The following is a 17,638-nucleotide window of genomic DNA, read 5'->3' as shown; positions in this document are numbered from 1 at the left end:
CCTTCAATATCAAAACAGTATTAAAGTGTTTGAATTGAGTAGTATTCAGCCAATATTTAGGCTAAAAAAGAACTAGCCAAAAAGATTGACTAGCCCCGATGACGCACGATTACTTAAAGTGTCATTAAACCTGATAATTTAATTTTCAGTCCGCGCTGGTCGAATACGTTTTCCCCAATATTGGAAGTAATCCGTCCGTAACGCACCATTATACAATTTCCGCCGTTTAGTGGCCTTTTTACCAAAGTAATCTTCAAACTCAAGATCACTGGTTAAAATGTATTTACTCCAACTAGGTAACTTGGCATATACATCACCCATCTGTTCGTAAAGGACCCGGACACTCTCACGATCACTTAACCGTTCCCCATAAGGTGGGTTGGCAATAATGACCCCATTCACTTTTTCTGTTGTGAAGTCTTTGACCGCCAGCTGTTTGAAGTTGATATCATCTAACAACCCAGCTTCTTGTGCATTCAGCTTAGCAATATCAATCATCTTGCCATCAATATCATACCCACTGATATCTAATTCTGTCTCATAATCAGCTTGACTATCTGCTTCATCCCGTAACTCTTGACTGAGACCTTTCGGCACCCAATCCCACTTTTCACAAGCAAAAGAACGGTTAAAACCAGGTGCTAAATTCCGTGCTAACATCGCTGCTTCAATCGGAATCGTTCCAGAACCACAAACTGGGTCGACAAACGCATTATCCGGATACCATTTGGCTAACATCACTAAGGCGGCGGCCATATTTTCCTTTAATGGCGCACTCCCTTTTTCAACCCGATAGCCACGCTTAAACAAGCTACTACCCGTGGTATCAAGGGTTAACAAGACCTTATCTTTATTAATCGCAACTTCCAACGGGAACAAGGCGCCGGTTTCTGGTAAGTGCCCACTCCGATGATAGGTACTAGATAATTGATTAACAATCGCTTTTTTTACGATTGACTGAACATCTGGCACACTGTGTAACTTTGAGTTCCGTGACTTACCTTCAACCGGGAACTCCGCATCCATTGGTAAAAATTGATCCCAAGGTAAGGCCAAGGTTTTTTCGAATAGTTCATCGAAAGTATAGGCGTTAAATTCGCCCACGATAATTTTAATCCGATCAGCCGTCCGTAACCATAAGTTTGTCCGTAAAACATCCTTAATCGTCCCATTAAACCGAACACGGCTATTTTCAACTTGCGTTTGATACCCTAAATCCCGTAATTCTCGGCCAACTAAGGCTTCAATCCCGCTGGCTGCGGTCGCAATTAATCTAAATTCTTCCATGTGTTCCTCCTACATCGTAAAACAATTATTATCATTTATTTTAAGTACTTATTTCATCGCGACCACGTTGGTGCGGTCGCCCTACTCAGTTTAGCATAGTTTTATGGTGGTTAGCTTGACCATATAAAAAAACTAGGACAAAAGCGAACTTTTGTCCTAGTCTCCTGTCAAAATGTAAATTCCTGTAGGCCATGTTTTGTACCTAACCAAAGCACAGGTGGCTGTTGATTAGGCGGCAATCATCTATCTCGAGATCACAAGGATCTCCCCCCACATTTAGTTCATTTACTTATGTGAAGCGCCCCTACCGTAGTTTGGGTTGCCCGCTCGAGGGGTTTACCGCGTTCCAACTTAGCCGTTTCCAGCTAAGTATCGTCACTGTGGCACTTTTCAGGGATACTCGGGCATAGCTTGCGCCTTAGCCGTTTTTCCCGCCGTAACCGATAAAATCGGTTCCCCAGCTTATTTTTTCACCGAGCACGAACACTACAAGCATCGCAGCTTGTGCGGGCATGGACCTTCCTCAGCCGACATAAGCCGACCGCGATTACCCAGAATTTACATCGAATCTCTGCTAAAGTCGATGAGATTCATTTTGATTGTTATCTAATTGGGCGCCAAACACGTGCCGTTCCAAATTAGATAAGCGTTTCAGAATATCCATATTCGTCACCGTACTAGTTGGCTGTGAAGATGGACTGGTTGCACCAACTGCGACTTGCTTTGTAAGCTCATCGACTTTGGCCCGCAACCGTTCGTTTTCATCTGAAAGTTGTTGGTTATCTTTATTAAATGACTCATAGTCCTTAATGACATTATCTAAGAAACCATCCACGTCAGCTGGGTCATAACCCCGCATCTTTGGCTTGAATTCTTTTTGTAGGATGTCTTTGGGAGTAAAATTATGTTTAGCCATACTTAAAAACACCTCATTGTTATTCGCGCAATACCGAAACGGCATCCGCATTACTTAAAACATTGTAGCAGACTTTATTCGAAATTAAAACCATTATTCTGTTTTTCTGCATACTCATTCGCACTTTCTTGCAACCAATCGAAGTCAATTACTGTTAACGGATACGGTTGTGTCTCAGTAAATGACTGGATAGCATCGTAGTCATACGAAGGTTTTCCTGGATTATCTAAATCATAAACTAACGCAGCCGCATCTGTATGGGTCACCATAAATTCTTGATAATTTCTTAATTGTTGTGGATTTTCGTAAGGTCGTTTACTGATTGCGGCATGAAAATCAACTTGCGCCAATAGTAGTTGTAATTTGGCCTGATTATTTTCTTTCCAACGCCCGCCAAATTCCGCATAGGGTAACATCATGGCCACTTTTAATTCAGGATAGGTTTGTTTTAAAGCAACCCCAACCTCTGCACACCATTGTTCGACGCCTAATTGACCACCGGTAATCAACCAATCAACCCCATCTTCAATCTGGGCTGTTAAATAACTGGTCAACGCATACTTGATCACTTTTAATTTATCATCGGTATCACCAAAAACACCCAGTTCATAGCTACGATAGCCGCTCATCCATAAACGACTCACAAAAAAGCCTCCCTTAATATTCGTTAATGTTTACTTTAACCGGAAATGCCGCTTTTAACAAGTACATTGTCGACGTTACTCAATTACGGGAATTGCCAGTCATTTACGTTATGATAGGAACAACTAATGACATCATTAAGTCATCAAAACTTGTCACTAAACACTTTAAAAACGCCATATTTTCAAAAGGACTTGAGTCCATTATGTAAAAACGGCATTTATTGGTATAATATGTGATTATTAGGAGGTTGATAATGTGACGATTCGTTATCCAAACGGCAATCCCTATCACCAACCGGCCCATGCCAAATCGCACCCATCAAAATTCGCTAACGTTAATTTTGGCGATCGTGGGATGAGCCTGGAGGAAGAGATTAACACCAGCAACACCTATTATCTTGAACATGATATCGCCGTCGTTTATAAAAAACCGACGCCCATTCAAATTGTTAAGGTGGATTATCCTAACCGGAGTGCCGCCGTCATCCGCGAAGCTTATTTCAAACACGCCTCGACGACTGATTATAATGGCGTTTATCAAGGCAACTATCTTGATTTTGAAGCTAAGGAAACCAAAAGTAAAACGGCCTTTCCACTCAAAAATTTCCACGAACACCAAATTGAGCACATGCGAAAATGTTTGGGTCAAGCCGGCATTTGTTTTGTCATCATTCGCTTTGCAGTTTTGAATCGGTTATTTTTATTAAAAGCTTCAGATTTATTTACTTATTGGGATCACCAAGCTGATGGTGGTCGCAAATCAATTCCACTTGCTGACATTGAACGCTTAGCCAGTGAAATGCACTACCAGATTAATCCGCTCATTCCCTATTTAGAAGCGGTTGATATCCTTATTAAGCATTAATATTAATTATCAAGTCATTAAAGGAGACCATCATGGCAGGTAACAATAATCAAAACTCACGGGTAGCGCGTAAACGGGATACCCCCCAACCACCCAAAAAACATTGGGTACGTCGAATCATCTTAACGTTAATTGCATTAGCAGTTGTCGGTATTCTGGCTGGCATTGGCCTCTTCTTCTACTTTGCCCAAAGTTCCCCCACAGTTACTGAAAGCAGTCTTAAAAGCGAAAACACCACGCGTGTCTACGATGCTAACGGTAAACTATTCGCTAATCTAGGTAACAGTAATCGCGAATACGTTAAATCTAATCAGATTCCAGCAACTTTAAAAAGCGCGGTTGTCTCCATTGAAGATCGTCGTTTTTACCAACATAAAGGGGTCGACTATTACCGGATTCTCGGCGCAGCTTTAGGTAACCTTAAAGGCTCCTCACTGGGGATGCAAGGTGGGAGTACGCTGACCATGCAACTGGTCAAGTTGTCCGTCTTTTCAACGAAAACTTCCGATCGAAATATTAAAGTTAAGGCCCAAGAAGCTTGGTTAGCGCTAAATGTTGAAAAACACTTTAGTAAATCCCAAATTTTGGAATTCTACATTAACAAGGTTTATATGGGGAACGGTGTCTATGGGATGGGAACCGCCGCAGAATATTACTATGGCAAGTCCTTGAGTCAACTTAATCTCAGCCAGTTGGCCTTATTAGCCGGTATGCCACAATCACCAACTAATTATGACCCAACAACCTATCCCGCCTATGCGACGAGCCGGCGCAACCTCGTCTTAGAAGCAATGTATTCTAATAAAGCCATCACGAAACAACAAATGACAGCCGCTAAAAATGTGAATGTTCAAACGGGGTTAGCTAAGACGCACACCAGCTTAGTCACCCAGCAGCATAAAAACAAAGTAGTCGATGCCTATTTAAAAGAAGTCATCACGGCCATTAAAGCCAAAGGTTACGATCCATATACTGATGGCCTAAAAGTCTATACTAACTTAAACATGAATGCCCAGAAACGGCTCTATCAAATTGCCAATAGTGATACCTACGTCTCCTACCCCAATGACAAGTTTCAGTTAGGGGTTTCCGTCGTCGATTCGTATACTGGGAAAATTTCAGCCATGATTGGTGGCCGTAAAACTGGGGACGTTACCTACGGCTTGAATCGAGCCGTCCAAACTGACCGTTCCAACGCTTCCACGATGAAGCCAATTTTGGATTACGGCCCGGCAATTGAATACCTCAATTGGCCAACTTATAAGACTGTTTCTGATACTAAATATAAGTATCCTGGTAGCAAGATTTCAGTCAATGACTTTGATAACAAGACCTTAGGGAACATGACGATGCGTGAAGCGCTCGTTCAATCCCGAAACATTCCCGCCGTACGAACCTTGGAACAAGTTGGCCGCACAAAAGCCAAAACTTTTGCCAATGGTTTAGGGATGAACTTTACCGGTACGATTCCTTATGCTTACGCCATTGGGGCTAACGTATCGACCTTACAAGTTGCTGGCGCTTATGCCGCATTTGCCAACGGTGGCGTTTACCATAAGCCCTACTATGTCAACAAAATTGTCAGTCAAGATAATGAGACAACCACCTACAGTAGTACTGGTAAACGGGCGATGAAAAAATCCACGGCTTACATGATCACAGATATGTTAAAAGGCGTCATTAACAGTTCTACTGGGACTGGGACCACCGCTAAAATTAGTGGTGTTTACCAAGCCGGCAAGACTGGGACCGATGGTTATCCAAGCGATTGGAAGAGTAAGGTCCCATCAGACGCCGATATTGACTCTTGGATGGCCGGCTATACGAAAAACTATTCAGTTTCAGTTTGGACTGGTTACGATCAAGCTTATGCTAAGAACGGCTATATTGATTCAACGACGTCAAAAATTTCGCAAGATATCTATCGTGAAATGATGACCTACTTACAACAATATTCACCGAATTCTGATTGGACCAAGCCTAGCTCAGTTGCAACAACAACTAGACATGGTCTCCAAGAATTATACTTGGCCAACCATGTCTTCTCAGCATCACAGACGTCCTCAGGAACCACGAGTGCCGCTTCCGCTTCAACGACTAGTTCTACTGCCACTGCCAGTTCCAACAATGCGACCAGCAGTAGTGCCGCCAGTTCTAGTGAATCGTCTTCAGCTAGTTCCTCATCTGAAGCTTCAAGTAGTAGTTCGGAAGCCGAAACTAGTAGCAGCAGTAGCTCCGAAGCTAGTTCTAGCTCTGAAGTCGCTAGCAGTTCTAGTTCCAGTGAAGCTGCTTCGTCATCAACCGCCGCTAGTTCCACTGAACCGGCGACCGATGATAATGCAGGTAATTAATTAGCCACAACCAAAAAACGCACCAGCAAGCCTAATATGGCCTGTTGGTGCGTTTTTGGTTATCCACTCAGGGTCAACTGAGATTAAACCTTCAATTTTGAGTTTCACCCAACTTAAACAGCGGCATCTGGGGACCAGCATGCTCCCCGGTCTGTCGTTGGGGTTTTGGTGCTGAATTCAACCGTTGCTCAATCCCTTGACGCCGATCAGCTTCAATTTGAACTGCGGTCGTCAGATGTCGTTTTTGCCAATTAAGCAAAATACGATCAATATAAGTTAAATTATATACTTGTCGTAAAACAGCTTCCTGCAACCCAAGTTTAATGATTTCGGGATCGTAGTGATCTTCATCAAACCAACGACTGACCCGTTCCATCTCCATCGGTGAAAGTGCCCGACCGAATTCAGTTTCAATCGCTTTAAACACTTTTTGACGTGGATTCTCAGTGACTGCTGCCGCAGTCCCAGTGACGATAGCCACGGTCGGTTCCTGCTTCAAAGCCACCGCCAACTTGTCGTAGAGGCCATCAAAATTATACCGATCATGAATTTTTTGATCAGCTGCCGTAATCGACTCAATCGTCAGTAACTTCTTAGCTAACATCTCATGTAACCGCTGAAAAACAGTATTCGTCGTCTCGCCTAAACTTTGTGCAACGACCCCCGCATCCGGAAATTGATCGCCTTGATCCATCAACCGCTTAAATTGCAGATAGACTAATAATTCATCATTTGTGAGACCAATGGCGCGATAATGACTTAATAAACTATTGGCAATATTGGTCTGACCGCCATTGACTAACGCTTGTGCTAATGGTTCCATCACATAACCTCCTGAACAAACAGGGAGTGCGACAATTTTGTCTCACTCCCTGCCTACCACTCATTTAAAATTTTACGGGTAAATACGGTTCAATAACCGTGGGAATGGGATTGTTTCACGCACATGGTCCTCAGAGGTAATCCACGTCAAGAAACGTTCCAAGCCCAAACCAAAGCCAGCATGTGGCACACTACCATACTTACGCAAATCTAAATACCAAGCGTAGTCTTTAGGATCTAGACCCGCTTTTTTAATTTGATCAAGTAAGTAGTCATAATCAGTGGCCCGTTCAGAACCACCAATAATTTCACCATAGCCCTCAGGCGCTAATAAATCGGCACAAATCACAACATCTTTACGGGTTGGATGTGGCTTCATATAAAACGGCTTGATAGCCTTAGGATAGTTGAGAACGAAAACTGGTTGGTCGAAATGGTCCGCCAAGAAAGTTTCTTCTGGTGAGCCAAAATCAGCGCCCCATTCCACATCAAAGTCATTTGCCTTTAATAAATCAATTGCTTCATCATAACTGATTCGTGGGTAAGGTAACTTCGTATACTTTTGTAATTTTTCAACATCGCGATCTAAAATATCCAAGGCATACTTGCAGTTGTCAATGACACTTTGAACTAAGAAGGCAATGTAACGTTCTTGAACTTCTAAGCTTTGTTCTTGATGCATGAACGCCATTTCAGGTTCAATCATCCAAAATTCAATCAAATGCCGCCGTGTCTTAGATTTTTCAGCTCTAAAAGTTGGCCCAAAGGTGAAGACCTTGCCATAGGCTAAAGCCCCAGCTTCAGCGTATAATTGCCCACTTTGTGATAAGTAAGCATCCCGATCGAAGTATTCAGTATGGAACAATTCAGTAGTTCCTTCTGGGGCACTCCCAGTCAGAATTGGTGAATCCATCTTGATAAAGCCTTCTTGATTGAAGAATTCGTACGTTGCTCGGATAACTTCATTACGAATATTCATAACCGCCCATGGCCGCGTTGAACGTAACCATAAATGACGATGATCCATTAAGAAATCAACCCCATGTTCTTTCGGGGTAATCGGATAGTCTTCACTTTCGCCGACAACTTCAATGTCTTCAACTTCGATTTCGTAACCGAATTTTGAGCGACTATCTTCATGAATGACCCCAGTCAACCACATACTGGTTTCTTGTTTAACTTCTTTAGCTAGTTCAAAAACGGCAGGTGTCACTTGACTCTTAACAACAACCCCTTGGAAAAAGGCTGTCCCATCACGTAATTGTAAAAACGCAATTTTACCGCTTGAACGCTTATTTGTTAGCCAGACCCCAATTTTAACTTTTTCGTCAACATGGTCTTTAGCTTGTGTAATGTTGATTTCTTGCACCATTAATTTAAATCCTCCAGTTATTTCGCTTGTTCAGCAATTTTTTGATCAATAAATGTTTTTAGCCGGCGATAAGCAGTATGTAACGACTCTAAATCCGTCGCATAACTTAACCGAATATGACCAGGCAATCCAAAGGCTTCGCCTGGCACTAAACCAACATGGGCCTCAGTCAGGATAGCACTTACTAACGCCGGCGCATCCGCATACCCGGTCAGCCGTAACGTTTCCGTCACATCTGGGAACAGATAAAAAGCCCCCGCTGGCTTACCACTTGGCAACTTGAAGCCCGGTAGCGCATTAATTAGTGGATACAAGTCGTTCAAGCGTTTTTCAAACCCTTGACGCATTGTTTCCACGGACGTCTGGTCACCTCCAAACGCCTCAATGGCCGCATATTGTGATACTGCGGCTGGATTGCTAGCCGCATGGCCTAAAACCACACCCATTTTCGCCATGATTGCTTTAGGACCAGCGGCATAGCCAATCCGCCAGCCAGTCATCGAATAAGCCTTTGAAACCCCATTAATGAGCACAATGTGATCCATATTGGCAGCATCTAATTCCAATACCGACGTAAAATGATTGCCATTATATAATAGTTTCTCATAAATTTCGTCCGCAATGATTAAAATATCATGTTGAACCGCCCAATTAACGATTGCCGTTAATTCTGCGCGACTAAAAACTAACCCTGATGGATTTTGTGGTGAATTCAAGACAAGGGCTTTGGTCTTAGTCGTTCGTTGGGCTTCTAAGTCCGCAATCGTGAACCGTAGTTGCCGGTCAGTCCCAACTTCAACTGGCACCCCACCAGCTAGTTTAACTTGTTCCGAATAGCTCACCCAATACGGAACTGGCAATAAAACTTCATCATCCGGATTCAAAATAACCTGAAATAACGTAAATAACGCCATTTTAGCGCCATCGGTCACGACAATTTGGCTCGGGTCAAATTGATAGCCATGATCAGCCATAATTCGTTGACTAATCGCTTGTTTTAATGCGGGTAATCCAGTTGCCGGTGTATAAAAACTGGCCTGTCCATTAGTGATACTCGTGATTGCCGCCTGTTTAATATTTTCTGGCGTCTGATAATCCGGTTCACCAATTCCCAGATTAATAACATCGATACCGGCCGCAATCATTTGTTTTGCTTGCGCACTAATTTTTAAGGTCGCGGATGGCTGAATCTGCATGACTTTATGCGATAATTCCATTGATGACCGAGCTCCTTTACATTTAAATATTAATAATTGATTTTATTTCACTACCAGTAGCATACTGTAAAATTTCATAACAGAGGGCTTTTTTCTGATTTAAATACGTAATTTCCCAAACAACTTGACCTTCATACACGCCTAACGTGGCTTTGATCACTTTGCTAGGATTACGTTTCGACCAAACTTTGCGTAGGGCCTTCGTACGAGTAATTCCGGCGGATTGCTTCACAATTGTCGTCTGATGAGGCTTTTTAGTCTTAATCAAGGCATATACTGGTACATTCTTTTTAGAAGTCCCGGTAACCACATAATAACTAGCTGTCCCATTATACTGAGAAAATGCCGTCGTCGTTTTTAGCTTGCCTTTACTAACAGCTAAACTATAAGCTGTTTTTTGGGCATTGTGCACCGGACGTTGGGCCACCCATAGGGTCCCATAGACGGCCACAATAATTGCTAAGACCACTAACAAAATGATCATGATTAGTCGTTCTGGACGTCTTCTACGTTGAACTCTCATAGTTTTTCCGGATCCTTTCAAAAAATAGATAGCCTAATTATAGCAAATTACACCGGGCACGGAACGCTTTCTTACTTAGTTTTGAAAAAACTTTGTAGTTCCGTTGTAATTTCAGCAATTGAGCCATTAACTGGCGGCATTGTTTTAGGTAACGCCTTTAAAATTGTTTGTCCATACCGCTTTGTAACGAGGCGATCATCTAAAATAACCGCAGCACCCGTATCTTGTTCCGTACGAATGAGCCGGCCAATCCCCTGACGTAACCGTAACGCAGCCTTTGGTAACGCTTCATTATAGAATGGATTAAGCTTGGCCTGCCGTAATTGCTGGTAACGGGCCTTAGTTGTGGTACGATCCGGTGATTCAAAGGGCAATTGGGTAATAATTAATAACTCTAATTGGTCTTGTGGCAAATCAATGCCTTCCCAAAAACTAGCCGCCCCTAATAGAATCGCATGATCACCTTGAACAAAACGCCGCAATAATTTCTCGCGACTGCCATTGACACCCTGAGCCAAGATTTCACGATCTGCACTTAACTTCGTTTGATGTAGCCCATGAAAGACTGCTTCAATCATGTTCAACGAATTAAATAAGACCAGTGTTTGCTTGGGTGTCGCCATCGCAATGGCATTAATGGCCTGCGTTAAGTAGGCGACCCGTTGCTTACCACCGGGGGCTTCTGGACCGACAGCATCCGTGGCAATTAATAGCCGCGCCTGCTTTTCTAAATCAAATGGGGTTGATAATTGATGATGGACCGTTGTCTTTTCATCAAGGTCCAATTGCGTATAAACATACTGTGACTTTCCTGTCGCAAATAACGTCGCACCCGTAAACAATGGCGCACTGAAATACGGATAGAGCTGTTCCTTGAAATACCCCTTCGTATCAATCAAACTACCTGACAAACTCAAGCTACCACGATCATGCCACTGATTCAGGGTAATCCAAAAGACCCGCTGTTCACGCGTCGCTGGCATTAACCACGTTCGTAACAAATCATAGCCTTGGCGTAAATCCTGCATCCGATTATAAAAATCATCGAGAACATGTTGCTCAGAAGGCAATACTTCCGCTTGATCATGTTGATATTGTTCATTCAATTGTTGAAATTGTAAGAAACAATTCTCAATCGCCGTCTGCAATTGCTTAATCAAACTATTATGCGTTGCAAAAAAGGCCGTGACCGCTTCGGTTGTAACCGCAATTTCAACCGGCTGACTGCCACCCTTTTGTGCGACGACAAATTCCCGCGCTAAGGCCGCTTGTAATTGTTGCAAATGTAAATCCGTATCATTCAAGGAATTATCTAATAACTTTAACCGATAATCGGATTGTGGTTGTTCGGCAAACAGCGCCCGTAGATTCAGCCCGTGTTCTTGATCAATCCGACTGGTCAAACTATGACAAGCTGCCATGAAGAAGTTGAAATCAAAGCGTTGTCGCGATTCCCGTAAGACGCCTTCAGCGAGATGCTGTGCCTCATCTAAAACTAATAATGGCTGTTGTTGTCGACTACCTAATTGCGCCACGTGTTGCATCAAATAAGCGTGGTTCGTAATAATAAAGGTTGCTTGGGCCATCTGCTGATCCCGAAACCGTAAAAAGTCATCTTTGAAGAACGGATCATCCGCCTTAAGTGAGGCCACCCCATGATGCGCGATTTCTTTAAAGTAAGGGGCCTGATAAGTGGTCAGATGAAGTTCATCTAAATCACCCGTTGTCGTCGTGGTCAACCATACTAACACACGTAATTTTAGGAGTTGCGTTTGCTTAGAATGCTCATGTAACGCCAGCCCCCGCGCAAACCGGTCTAAATCAACATAATGCTGATTTCCTTTAATGACGACTGCGGTGACCGGATTAGGTAATAACACGTTTAAGAGTTGAACGCCTTGGTCTAACAGTTGATTCTGCAACACCGTGGTTGCCGTACTGATGATTACTTGCCGTTGTCCTTGCGCCAAGTACGCCAGTGGCAACAAATAGCCCAGTGTCTTGCCAGTTCCGGTCGGCGCCTCAATTAACAACGGTTCATTTTGACTGCTAGCTTTCGTATAATGCCGATAAATTTGGTTCATCATCCGCGCTTGCTGTGGTCGATACCGTAAATCCGTGCCAAATAGGTGCACTTTTTGCACCTTAGTTAACGGATAACGAGCATCGCTACGGCCAACTGGTTGTTGCGGCAACTTTTTTTTGCGCAATGCTAACCCGTTCTTGATCATTAAATCATGTGGCAACCGGCCCGGATGCTTTTTCCCTTGTTGTAAGGCATACGCAAATAGTTCCGCTGTATCGCGTGGTAATTCCGGCGTTAGTTGCACCATTTGTTGCAACGTCGTCAACGGTAACTGTGCTAAGCGTTGTTGCAAAAAGATAAACAAATGGGCCGTCGCAATTGCATCACTATCAGCAGCATGCGGATGTTGATGTTCAATCGTCAATAGCGCACTTAAATCTCGCAAACGAAAGCTCGGGGCCGTTGGCAATAAAATCTGACTCAACGAAACCGTATCAACCGCTTGAATCGGCAATTCTGGATAGCCAACTCGTTGTAATTCAGCATTGATGAACGGTAAATCAAAATTAACATTGTGCGCCACAAAAACAGTGCCTTGTAAAAGACTATAAATCGTCCCTGCCAAGTCATCAAATGGCGGCGCTTTACGCACCCGCGCATTACTAATACCGGTTAAATTTTCAATCACCGGTGGCACTTTCGTCAGTGGATTAACATCCGCTGCAAAAGTATTAATTATTTTATTGTTTTTGACGAACGCACAGCCAATTTGAATGATACGATCGCCATCCTTAACACTAGTACCAGTTGTTTCAATATCAACAACGGCATAGGTCGTGTTTGGTTTCATGGTCATTTCCCCAAATTCAGTCTTTAATATTATTTTTTCTGAAAAAATTAGTCTCTTTAAATTATAGCATAGACGTAAAGCGAATTATGGTCGATTTCAAGCGTTAACACGCCCAAACGGTCCTAAATTTTAGCCCTAAGCTTACCATAATTGTTGACCTAACTGGTCAGATTCAACTTTTAGTCACCGGACTAGTCTCAACTGACCCCATTTTTGTTAGATTTTACTCAAACTTTTGTAACTGTTCTTTATAAATCCGATAAATTACTAACCGGCCCCTAATGGAACGTAGCAAAAAACTAAATTCTAAGGTATCATTATCCTATTATTAATCCATTTAGAAAGGCAGCGACACGATTGAAAAATCTAGCTACCGGCACTAGTCATGCCAAAATCATTTTAATTGGCGAACATGGCGTCGTCTACGGACAACCCGCCATCGCCTTACCGATTTCGACGATTCAAATGCAAGCCGTCATTCACCGCCGTGATACGGCTCAAACGGTTAAAAGTCGTTACTTTAATGGGGACTTTCAAATGATGAGCGCTAACTTAGGTGGTATCCAAGCCTTAATCAAAACTTTGTTAGCTCGTTTTGAGCGTCCTAATCAAGGCTTCGATATTCATATTACCAGTGATATCCCTTCGGAACGCGGCATGGGTTCTTCAGCGGCGGCCGCCGTAGCAGTGACACGGGCGCTTTATGACTTCTTTGAACAGCCCTTATCACATCAGGACTTACTCCGAACCGCTAATATTGCCGAAAGTTATACTCACGGGCAACCAAGCGGCTTAGATGTGGCGACCGCAAGTGCTAATTCACCGGTCTGGTTTATTAAAGATCGTGAAAACTTTCCAATTCCCATTAAATTACCCGGTTATTTAGTGATTGCGGACACCGGCATTAAAAGTCAGACCAAAGTGGCCGTGGCAACCGTTAAAAATCTTTTAATGGTTGAAGGAACGACTATTCAAAGCCGAATCGAACACTTAGGCCAGCTCACCGAACAAACACGTTCAGCCTTAGCGACCGGTAATTTAACGGCCTTAGCCACGGCTTTGAATGGTGCACAAGATGATTTGCGTTCATTAGGAGTTAGCCACCCAGCCTTAGAACAGCTCTTGGCAGTGGCCCGCCAAAATGGCGCCGTAGCGGCTAAATTAACGGGGAGCGGTCAAGGTGGCTGTCTCATCGCCATCGCCCCTGAAGCTAGCATTGCAAATAATCTGTCACAAAAACTTTCCGCCGCTGGGGCGACCGCTACTTGGGTTGAACCCCTATTACCAACTGATTAATTTGGAGGACCCACATGTCAAAAACTGTTACTGCTAAAGCCCACACCAATATTGCACTCGTTAAATACTGGGGGAAAAAAGATGCCACATTGATGCTACCTCAAAATGGCAGTATCTCATTAACTTTAGATCATTTTTATACCGAAACGAGTGTCACCTTTGACGCTAAGGCTAATCAAGATGTTATTTATTTTAATCAGACGAAGCTAGCCCCTGGCAAGGCTCGGCGCATGGTCAGCTTTCTCGACCTTGTTCGCCAGCTAAGTGGTCAAACCGCCCGGGCGATTGTCAAGACCAGTAACCATGTCCCCACTTCGGCCGGCTTAGCCTCATCGGCTTCTGGCTTTGCGGCCTTAGCGGCAGCCAGTAGCCAAGCAGCCGGCTTAACCCTCACACCAACTGAATTAAGTCGGCTAGCACGGCGCGGATCTGGGTCAGCCACCCGCTCCATTTTCGGTGGCTTCGTTGAATGGCATGCTGGCCATGATGACGCCAGTTCCTATGCGGAGACCATTCAAGATCCCGTTGATTGGGACATTCAAATGATTGCAGTTGTCTTGCAGGCACATAAAAAGCCCATCAGTTCAACTAATGGCATGGCCCGCGTCGTCCAAACGTCTCCTTATTATGCGGCTTGGGTCAAAACAGCTAATCATGATTTAGCACAGATGCGCACGGCTATCGCTGACCGGAACTTAACTGCGGTCGGTGAAATTGCCGAGACCAACGCCATGCGGATGCACGCTTTGAATCTAAGCGCTAAACCAGCTTTTAATTATTTCACTGCGGATACGTTAACAACCATTAAAATCGTTGAAAACTTGCGTGCACGGGGGATTAACTGTTATTATACTTTGGATGCTGGGCCCAACGTGAAGATTATTTGTGCTGGTAAAGATACTGCTAAAATCACCAGCGCGTTACAAACACACTTTACCGCCGAACAACTCATCATTGCTAAACCGGGCCCAGGAATTACAATGACAACCAATTAATTTAGACTTAATTTTGACTGGTAGTGACTAACTGCGTGCGGTGTTACTACCATGAAAGGACATGATGGCATGATTACGGTGAAAGCACCTGGAAAACTCTACATTGCAGGGGAATATGCAGTGGTTGAGTCTGGCTTTCCGGCCATTATTGTGGCTCTCGACCAATTTGTGACGGCCACAATTTCACCTAGTGATACTTTCGGAAGTATCGTTTCGAAGCAATATCAAGAAAACTCAATCTTTTGGCAACGCCGTGGCAACAAAATGGTGTTTGACAATCGCGATAATCCATTCCACTACATTCTTTCAGCAATTAGCTTAACTGAAAGTTATGCCCGTGAAGCTGGGCGTGAACTGGGCGTTTATCACCTCGGCATTAATAGTGAGCTAGATAGTTCCGATGGCAAAAAATACGGTTTAGGCTCATCTGCCGCCGTCACCGTTGCCACGGTCAAAGCGCTCTGTGAGTTCTACCACTTATCAATGGATAAAAGTAAGCTCTTTAAATTAGCTGCGATTGCTCACCTCTCCGTCCAAGGTAACGGTTCCTTAGGGGATATTGCGGCAAGTGTTTATGGTGGCTGGATTGCCTACCACTCTTTTAATCGGCAATGGTTAGCTAAGCAACGCCAAACAGCCTCATTAACTGACTTACTTGCCATGGACTGGCCAGATTTAAATATTGAGCTACTGACACCGCCAGCCGATCTTCGGCTGATTATCGGTTGGACCGGGTCGCCGGCCTCAACTTCACACTTAGTTGACAAGGTGGCCTTGGTGAAAGCTAAGCAACGGTCCGAATACCAAACCTTTTTAGCTGCTAGTAAAACTTGCTTAAAACGGATGATTCAAGGCTTTCACACGCACAATCTGGCTGAAATCCAAGCGGAGTTACGTCAAAATCGACAGTTATTACAAGCCTTAGGCGCCTTTAGTCAAGTCACGATTGAAACGCCCATGCTCAAAAAAATGATTGCCATCGCTGAAGCCGCCGGTGCGGCCGCTAAAACTTCTGGTGCTGGTGGCGGTGATTGTGGCATCGTCTTAATTGACCAAGCCATCAATCCAGCCCCACTTCTAAAACAGTGGGCGCATGAAGGCATCGAACGCTTGAACCTAAACGTGCATTTAGTTGGTGATAGCCCAATCTCGAAAGCTTAAACTGACTTTAAATACGAATCGCTCCGGCCACTAAGCAGGTCGCGGTGCCGATTCGTTTTTTTAACCTTAATTTTGTTTATTTGGAGGTGGCCCATGCCACAAAGTATGCAATCTCATCGTAAAGATGAACATGTCTCATTAGCTGAAAAATATTACCATGCCGATCAACCAAACGGATTCGACGACCTCCGTCTACGTCACGATGCCTTGCCAGAAACCACTGTGGCGGAAATTTCAACCCAGGCTACCGTTGGAAAATGGCACTGGGCTACCCCACTCTATATCGAAGCGATGACGGGTGGTTCAATTCAAACCGGGCGTTTGAATACTCGGTTAGGCACCATTGCGGCCGCCTGTCACTTGCCAATTGCCACTGGCTCCCAAAGTGTTGCCATTAAAGATCCCAGCTTAGCCCCGACTTTTGCTAATGTCCGGACCGCTAATCCAACGGGCTTAGTCTTTGCCAATCTTGGTGCTGGGCACTCCTTAGCCGCTGCTAAAACAGCCATTCAAATGTTAGCCGCTGATGCCTTAGAATTGCATCTAAACGTTGTTCAAGAAATTGTCATGCCAGAAGGTGACCGCGACTTTAAATGGTTAGCGAACATTCAACAATTAGCGACCACCCTACCAATCCCGGTCATCGCTAAAGAAGTGGGCTTTGGTATCTCTAAGCCCACGATGACCCAGCTTTACCAAGCCGGCGTCCGCTATCTTGATTTAGGCGGACATGGCGGCACTAACTTTGTCGAGATTGAAAACCGCCGGCGGCCAGCGCGTGATATGGCCTATTTAGATAACTTTGGCTTATCAACGGTTGAATCTTTATTAGCCGTTCAGGACCATCCACAAGATTTAACAATTTTAGCGGCTGGTGGCATCCGCCACCCCTTAGATGCTTTAAAGGCCCTAATTCTAGGCGCCGATGCAGTGGGCATCGCGGGCGTCGTCTTACACGCCCTTTTACATCACACTGACGCTGAAGTCATTGCCCAGTTAAACGACTGGCAAGCGCAATTTAAATTACTAATGGCACTAGTCGGAGCTAACAAAATTAGTGACTTACATCAAATGCGTGATAAATTGATTTTTTCACCTACGTTGTTAGCTTATCGCCAAACGCTGACACCCTAATAAACGAGTATGAACCCCTTGCAGTCCCTGCTTTAGATATGCCAGTATCCTTTCAAATGTCAATCTTATCCAATTAGCGTTACTTTCGGTAAGCTAGGCTTAAACGGATGGGAGCGATTAAAATGCTAATTTGTCAAAACTGTGGTAAACCATTAAACAAACGTGATCGGGCCTACTTT

Annotated in this window: 14 protein-coding genes and 1 other RNA gene; 6 read left to right on the top strand and 9 right to left on the bottom strand. The window is 44.0% G+C overall.

Annotated features, from left to right (window positions below; translation table 11 throughout):
• Positions 1-138: 138 nt before the first annotated feature.
• The 4 genes from C5Z26_RS02130 to C5Z26_RS02115 all read right to left on the bottom strand — a co-directional run bounded on the left by C5Z26_RS02130 (position 139) and on the right by C5Z26_RS02115 (position 2,847).
• Positions 139-1,287 (bottom strand): THUMP domain-containing class I SAM-dependent RNA methyltransferase, encoded by a 1,149-nt coding sequence (locus tag C5Z26_RS02130; RefSeq protein ID WP_105448384.1) that lies wholly within the window; start codon positions 1,285-1,287, stop codon positions 139-141.
• A 180-nt stretch (positions 1,288-1,467) separates the two neighbouring features.
• An RNA gene (gene rnpB / locus C5Z26_RS02125) (RNase P RNA component class B) lies at positions 1,468-1,846 on the bottom strand.
• 15 nt (positions 1,847-1,861) lie between these two features.
• The gene (gene gpsB, locus C5Z26_RS02120; RefSeq protein ID WP_105448383.1) at positions 1,862-2,203 is read right to left on the bottom strand and encodes a cell division regulator GpsB; all 342 of its coding nucleotides are present in this window, start codon (positions 2,201-2,203) and stop codon (positions 1,862-1,864) included.
• Between the two features lie 74 nt (positions 2,204-2,277).
• Positions 2,278-2,847 (bottom strand): SLOG family protein, encoded by a 570-nt coding sequence (locus C5Z26_RS02115; RefSeq protein WP_105448382.1) that lies wholly within the window; start codon positions 2,845-2,847, stop codon positions 2,278-2,280.
• A 256-nt stretch (positions 2,848-3,103) separates the two neighbouring features.
• Between C5Z26_RS02115 and recU the strand changes: the two genes are divergently transcribed.
• Positions 3,104-3,712 (top strand): Holliday junction resolvase RecU, encoded by a 609-nt coding sequence (recU, locus tag C5Z26_RS02110; RefSeq protein WP_105448381.1) that lies wholly within the window; start codon positions 3,104-3,106, stop codon positions 3,710-3,712.
• Positions 3,713-3,744: 32 nt separating this feature from the next.
• Entirely contained in the window at positions 3,745-6,063 is a 2,319-nt protein-coding gene (locus tag C5Z26_RS02105; protein WP_105448380.1) for a transglycosylase domain-containing protein, read from the top strand.
• A gap of 91 nt (positions 6,064-6,154) precedes the next feature.
• Here C5Z26_RS02105 and C5Z26_RS02100 read toward each other — a convergent pair whose 3' ends face one another.
• The 5 genes from C5Z26_RS02100 to C5Z26_RS02080 all read right to left on the bottom strand — a co-directional run bounded on the left by C5Z26_RS02100 (position 6,155) and on the right by C5Z26_RS02080 (position 12,873).
• Positions 6,155-6,886: a DnaD domain-containing protein gene (locus C5Z26_RS02100; protein ID WP_105448379.1), complete on the bottom strand. Its 732-nt coding sequence runs from the start codon at positions 6,884-6,886 to the stop codon at positions 6,155-6,157.
• A gap of 72 nt (positions 6,887-6,958) precedes the next feature.
• Complete coding sequence (gene asnS, locus C5Z26_RS02095) at positions 6,959-8,257, bottom strand: asparagine--tRNA ligase (protein ID WP_105448378.1); 1,299 nt, start codon at positions 8,255-8,257, stop codon at positions 6,959-6,961.
• A gap of 17 nt (positions 8,258-8,274) precedes the next feature.
• Positions 8,275-9,474: a pyridoxal phosphate-dependent aminotransferase gene (locus C5Z26_RS02090; RefSeq protein WP_105448377.1), complete on the bottom strand. Its 1,200-nt coding sequence runs from the start codon at positions 9,472-9,474 to the stop codon at positions 8,275-8,277.
• 22 nt (positions 9,475-9,496) lie between these two features.
• Complete coding sequence (locus C5Z26_RS02085; protein WP_105448376.1) at positions 9,497-9,997, bottom strand: cell wall elongation regulator TseB-like domain-containing protein; 501 nt, start codon at positions 9,995-9,997, stop codon at positions 9,497-9,499.
• 71 nt (positions 9,998-10,068) lie between these two features.
• Positions 10,069-12,873 carry a helicase C-terminal domain-containing protein gene (locus C5Z26_RS02080; RefSeq protein ID WP_105448375.1) on the bottom strand — a complete coding sequence of 935 codons (2,805 nt, stop codon included), beginning with the start codon at positions 12,871-12,873 and terminating at the stop codon, positions 10,069-10,071.
• 357 nt (positions 12,874-13,230) lie between these two features.
• Here C5Z26_RS02080 and mvk point away from each other — a divergent pair, with 357 nt between their 5' ends.
• From mvk to fni, 4 genes are all read left to right on the top strand, one after another.
• The gene (gene mvk, locus C5Z26_RS02075) at positions 13,231-14,169 is read left to right on the top strand and encodes a mevalonate kinase (RefSeq protein ID WP_105448374.1); all 939 of its coding nucleotides are present in this window, start codon (positions 13,231-13,233) and stop codon (positions 14,167-14,169) included.
• 14 nt (positions 14,170-14,183) lie between these two features.
• Complete coding sequence (gene mvaD, locus C5Z26_RS02070) at positions 14,184-15,164, top strand: diphosphomevalonate decarboxylase (protein WP_105448373.1); 981 nt, start codon at positions 14,184-14,186, stop codon at positions 15,162-15,164.
• Between the two features lie 69 nt (positions 15,165-15,233).
• Positions 15,234-16,325: a phosphomevalonate kinase gene (locus tag C5Z26_RS02065; protein ID WP_105450106.1), complete on the top strand. Its 1,092-nt coding sequence runs from the start codon at positions 15,234-15,236 to the stop codon at positions 16,323-16,325.
• Positions 16,326-16,418: 93 nt separating this feature from the next.
• The gene (fni, locus tag C5Z26_RS02060) at positions 16,419-17,459 is read left to right on the top strand and encodes a type 2 isopentenyl-diphosphate Delta-isomerase (RefSeq protein WP_105448372.1); all 1,041 of its coding nucleotides are present in this window, start codon (positions 16,419-16,421) and stop codon (positions 17,457-17,459) included.
• Positions 17,460-17,638: the final 179 nt, after the last annotated feature.

Origin of the sequence: Lactobacillus sp. CBA3606 (assembly GCF_002970935.1) — a bacterium.
GTDB lineage: Bacteria > Bacillota > Bacilli > Lactobacillales > Lactobacillaceae > Lactiplantibacillus.
This window is presented reverse-complemented; position numbering and strand designations above follow the sequence as displayed.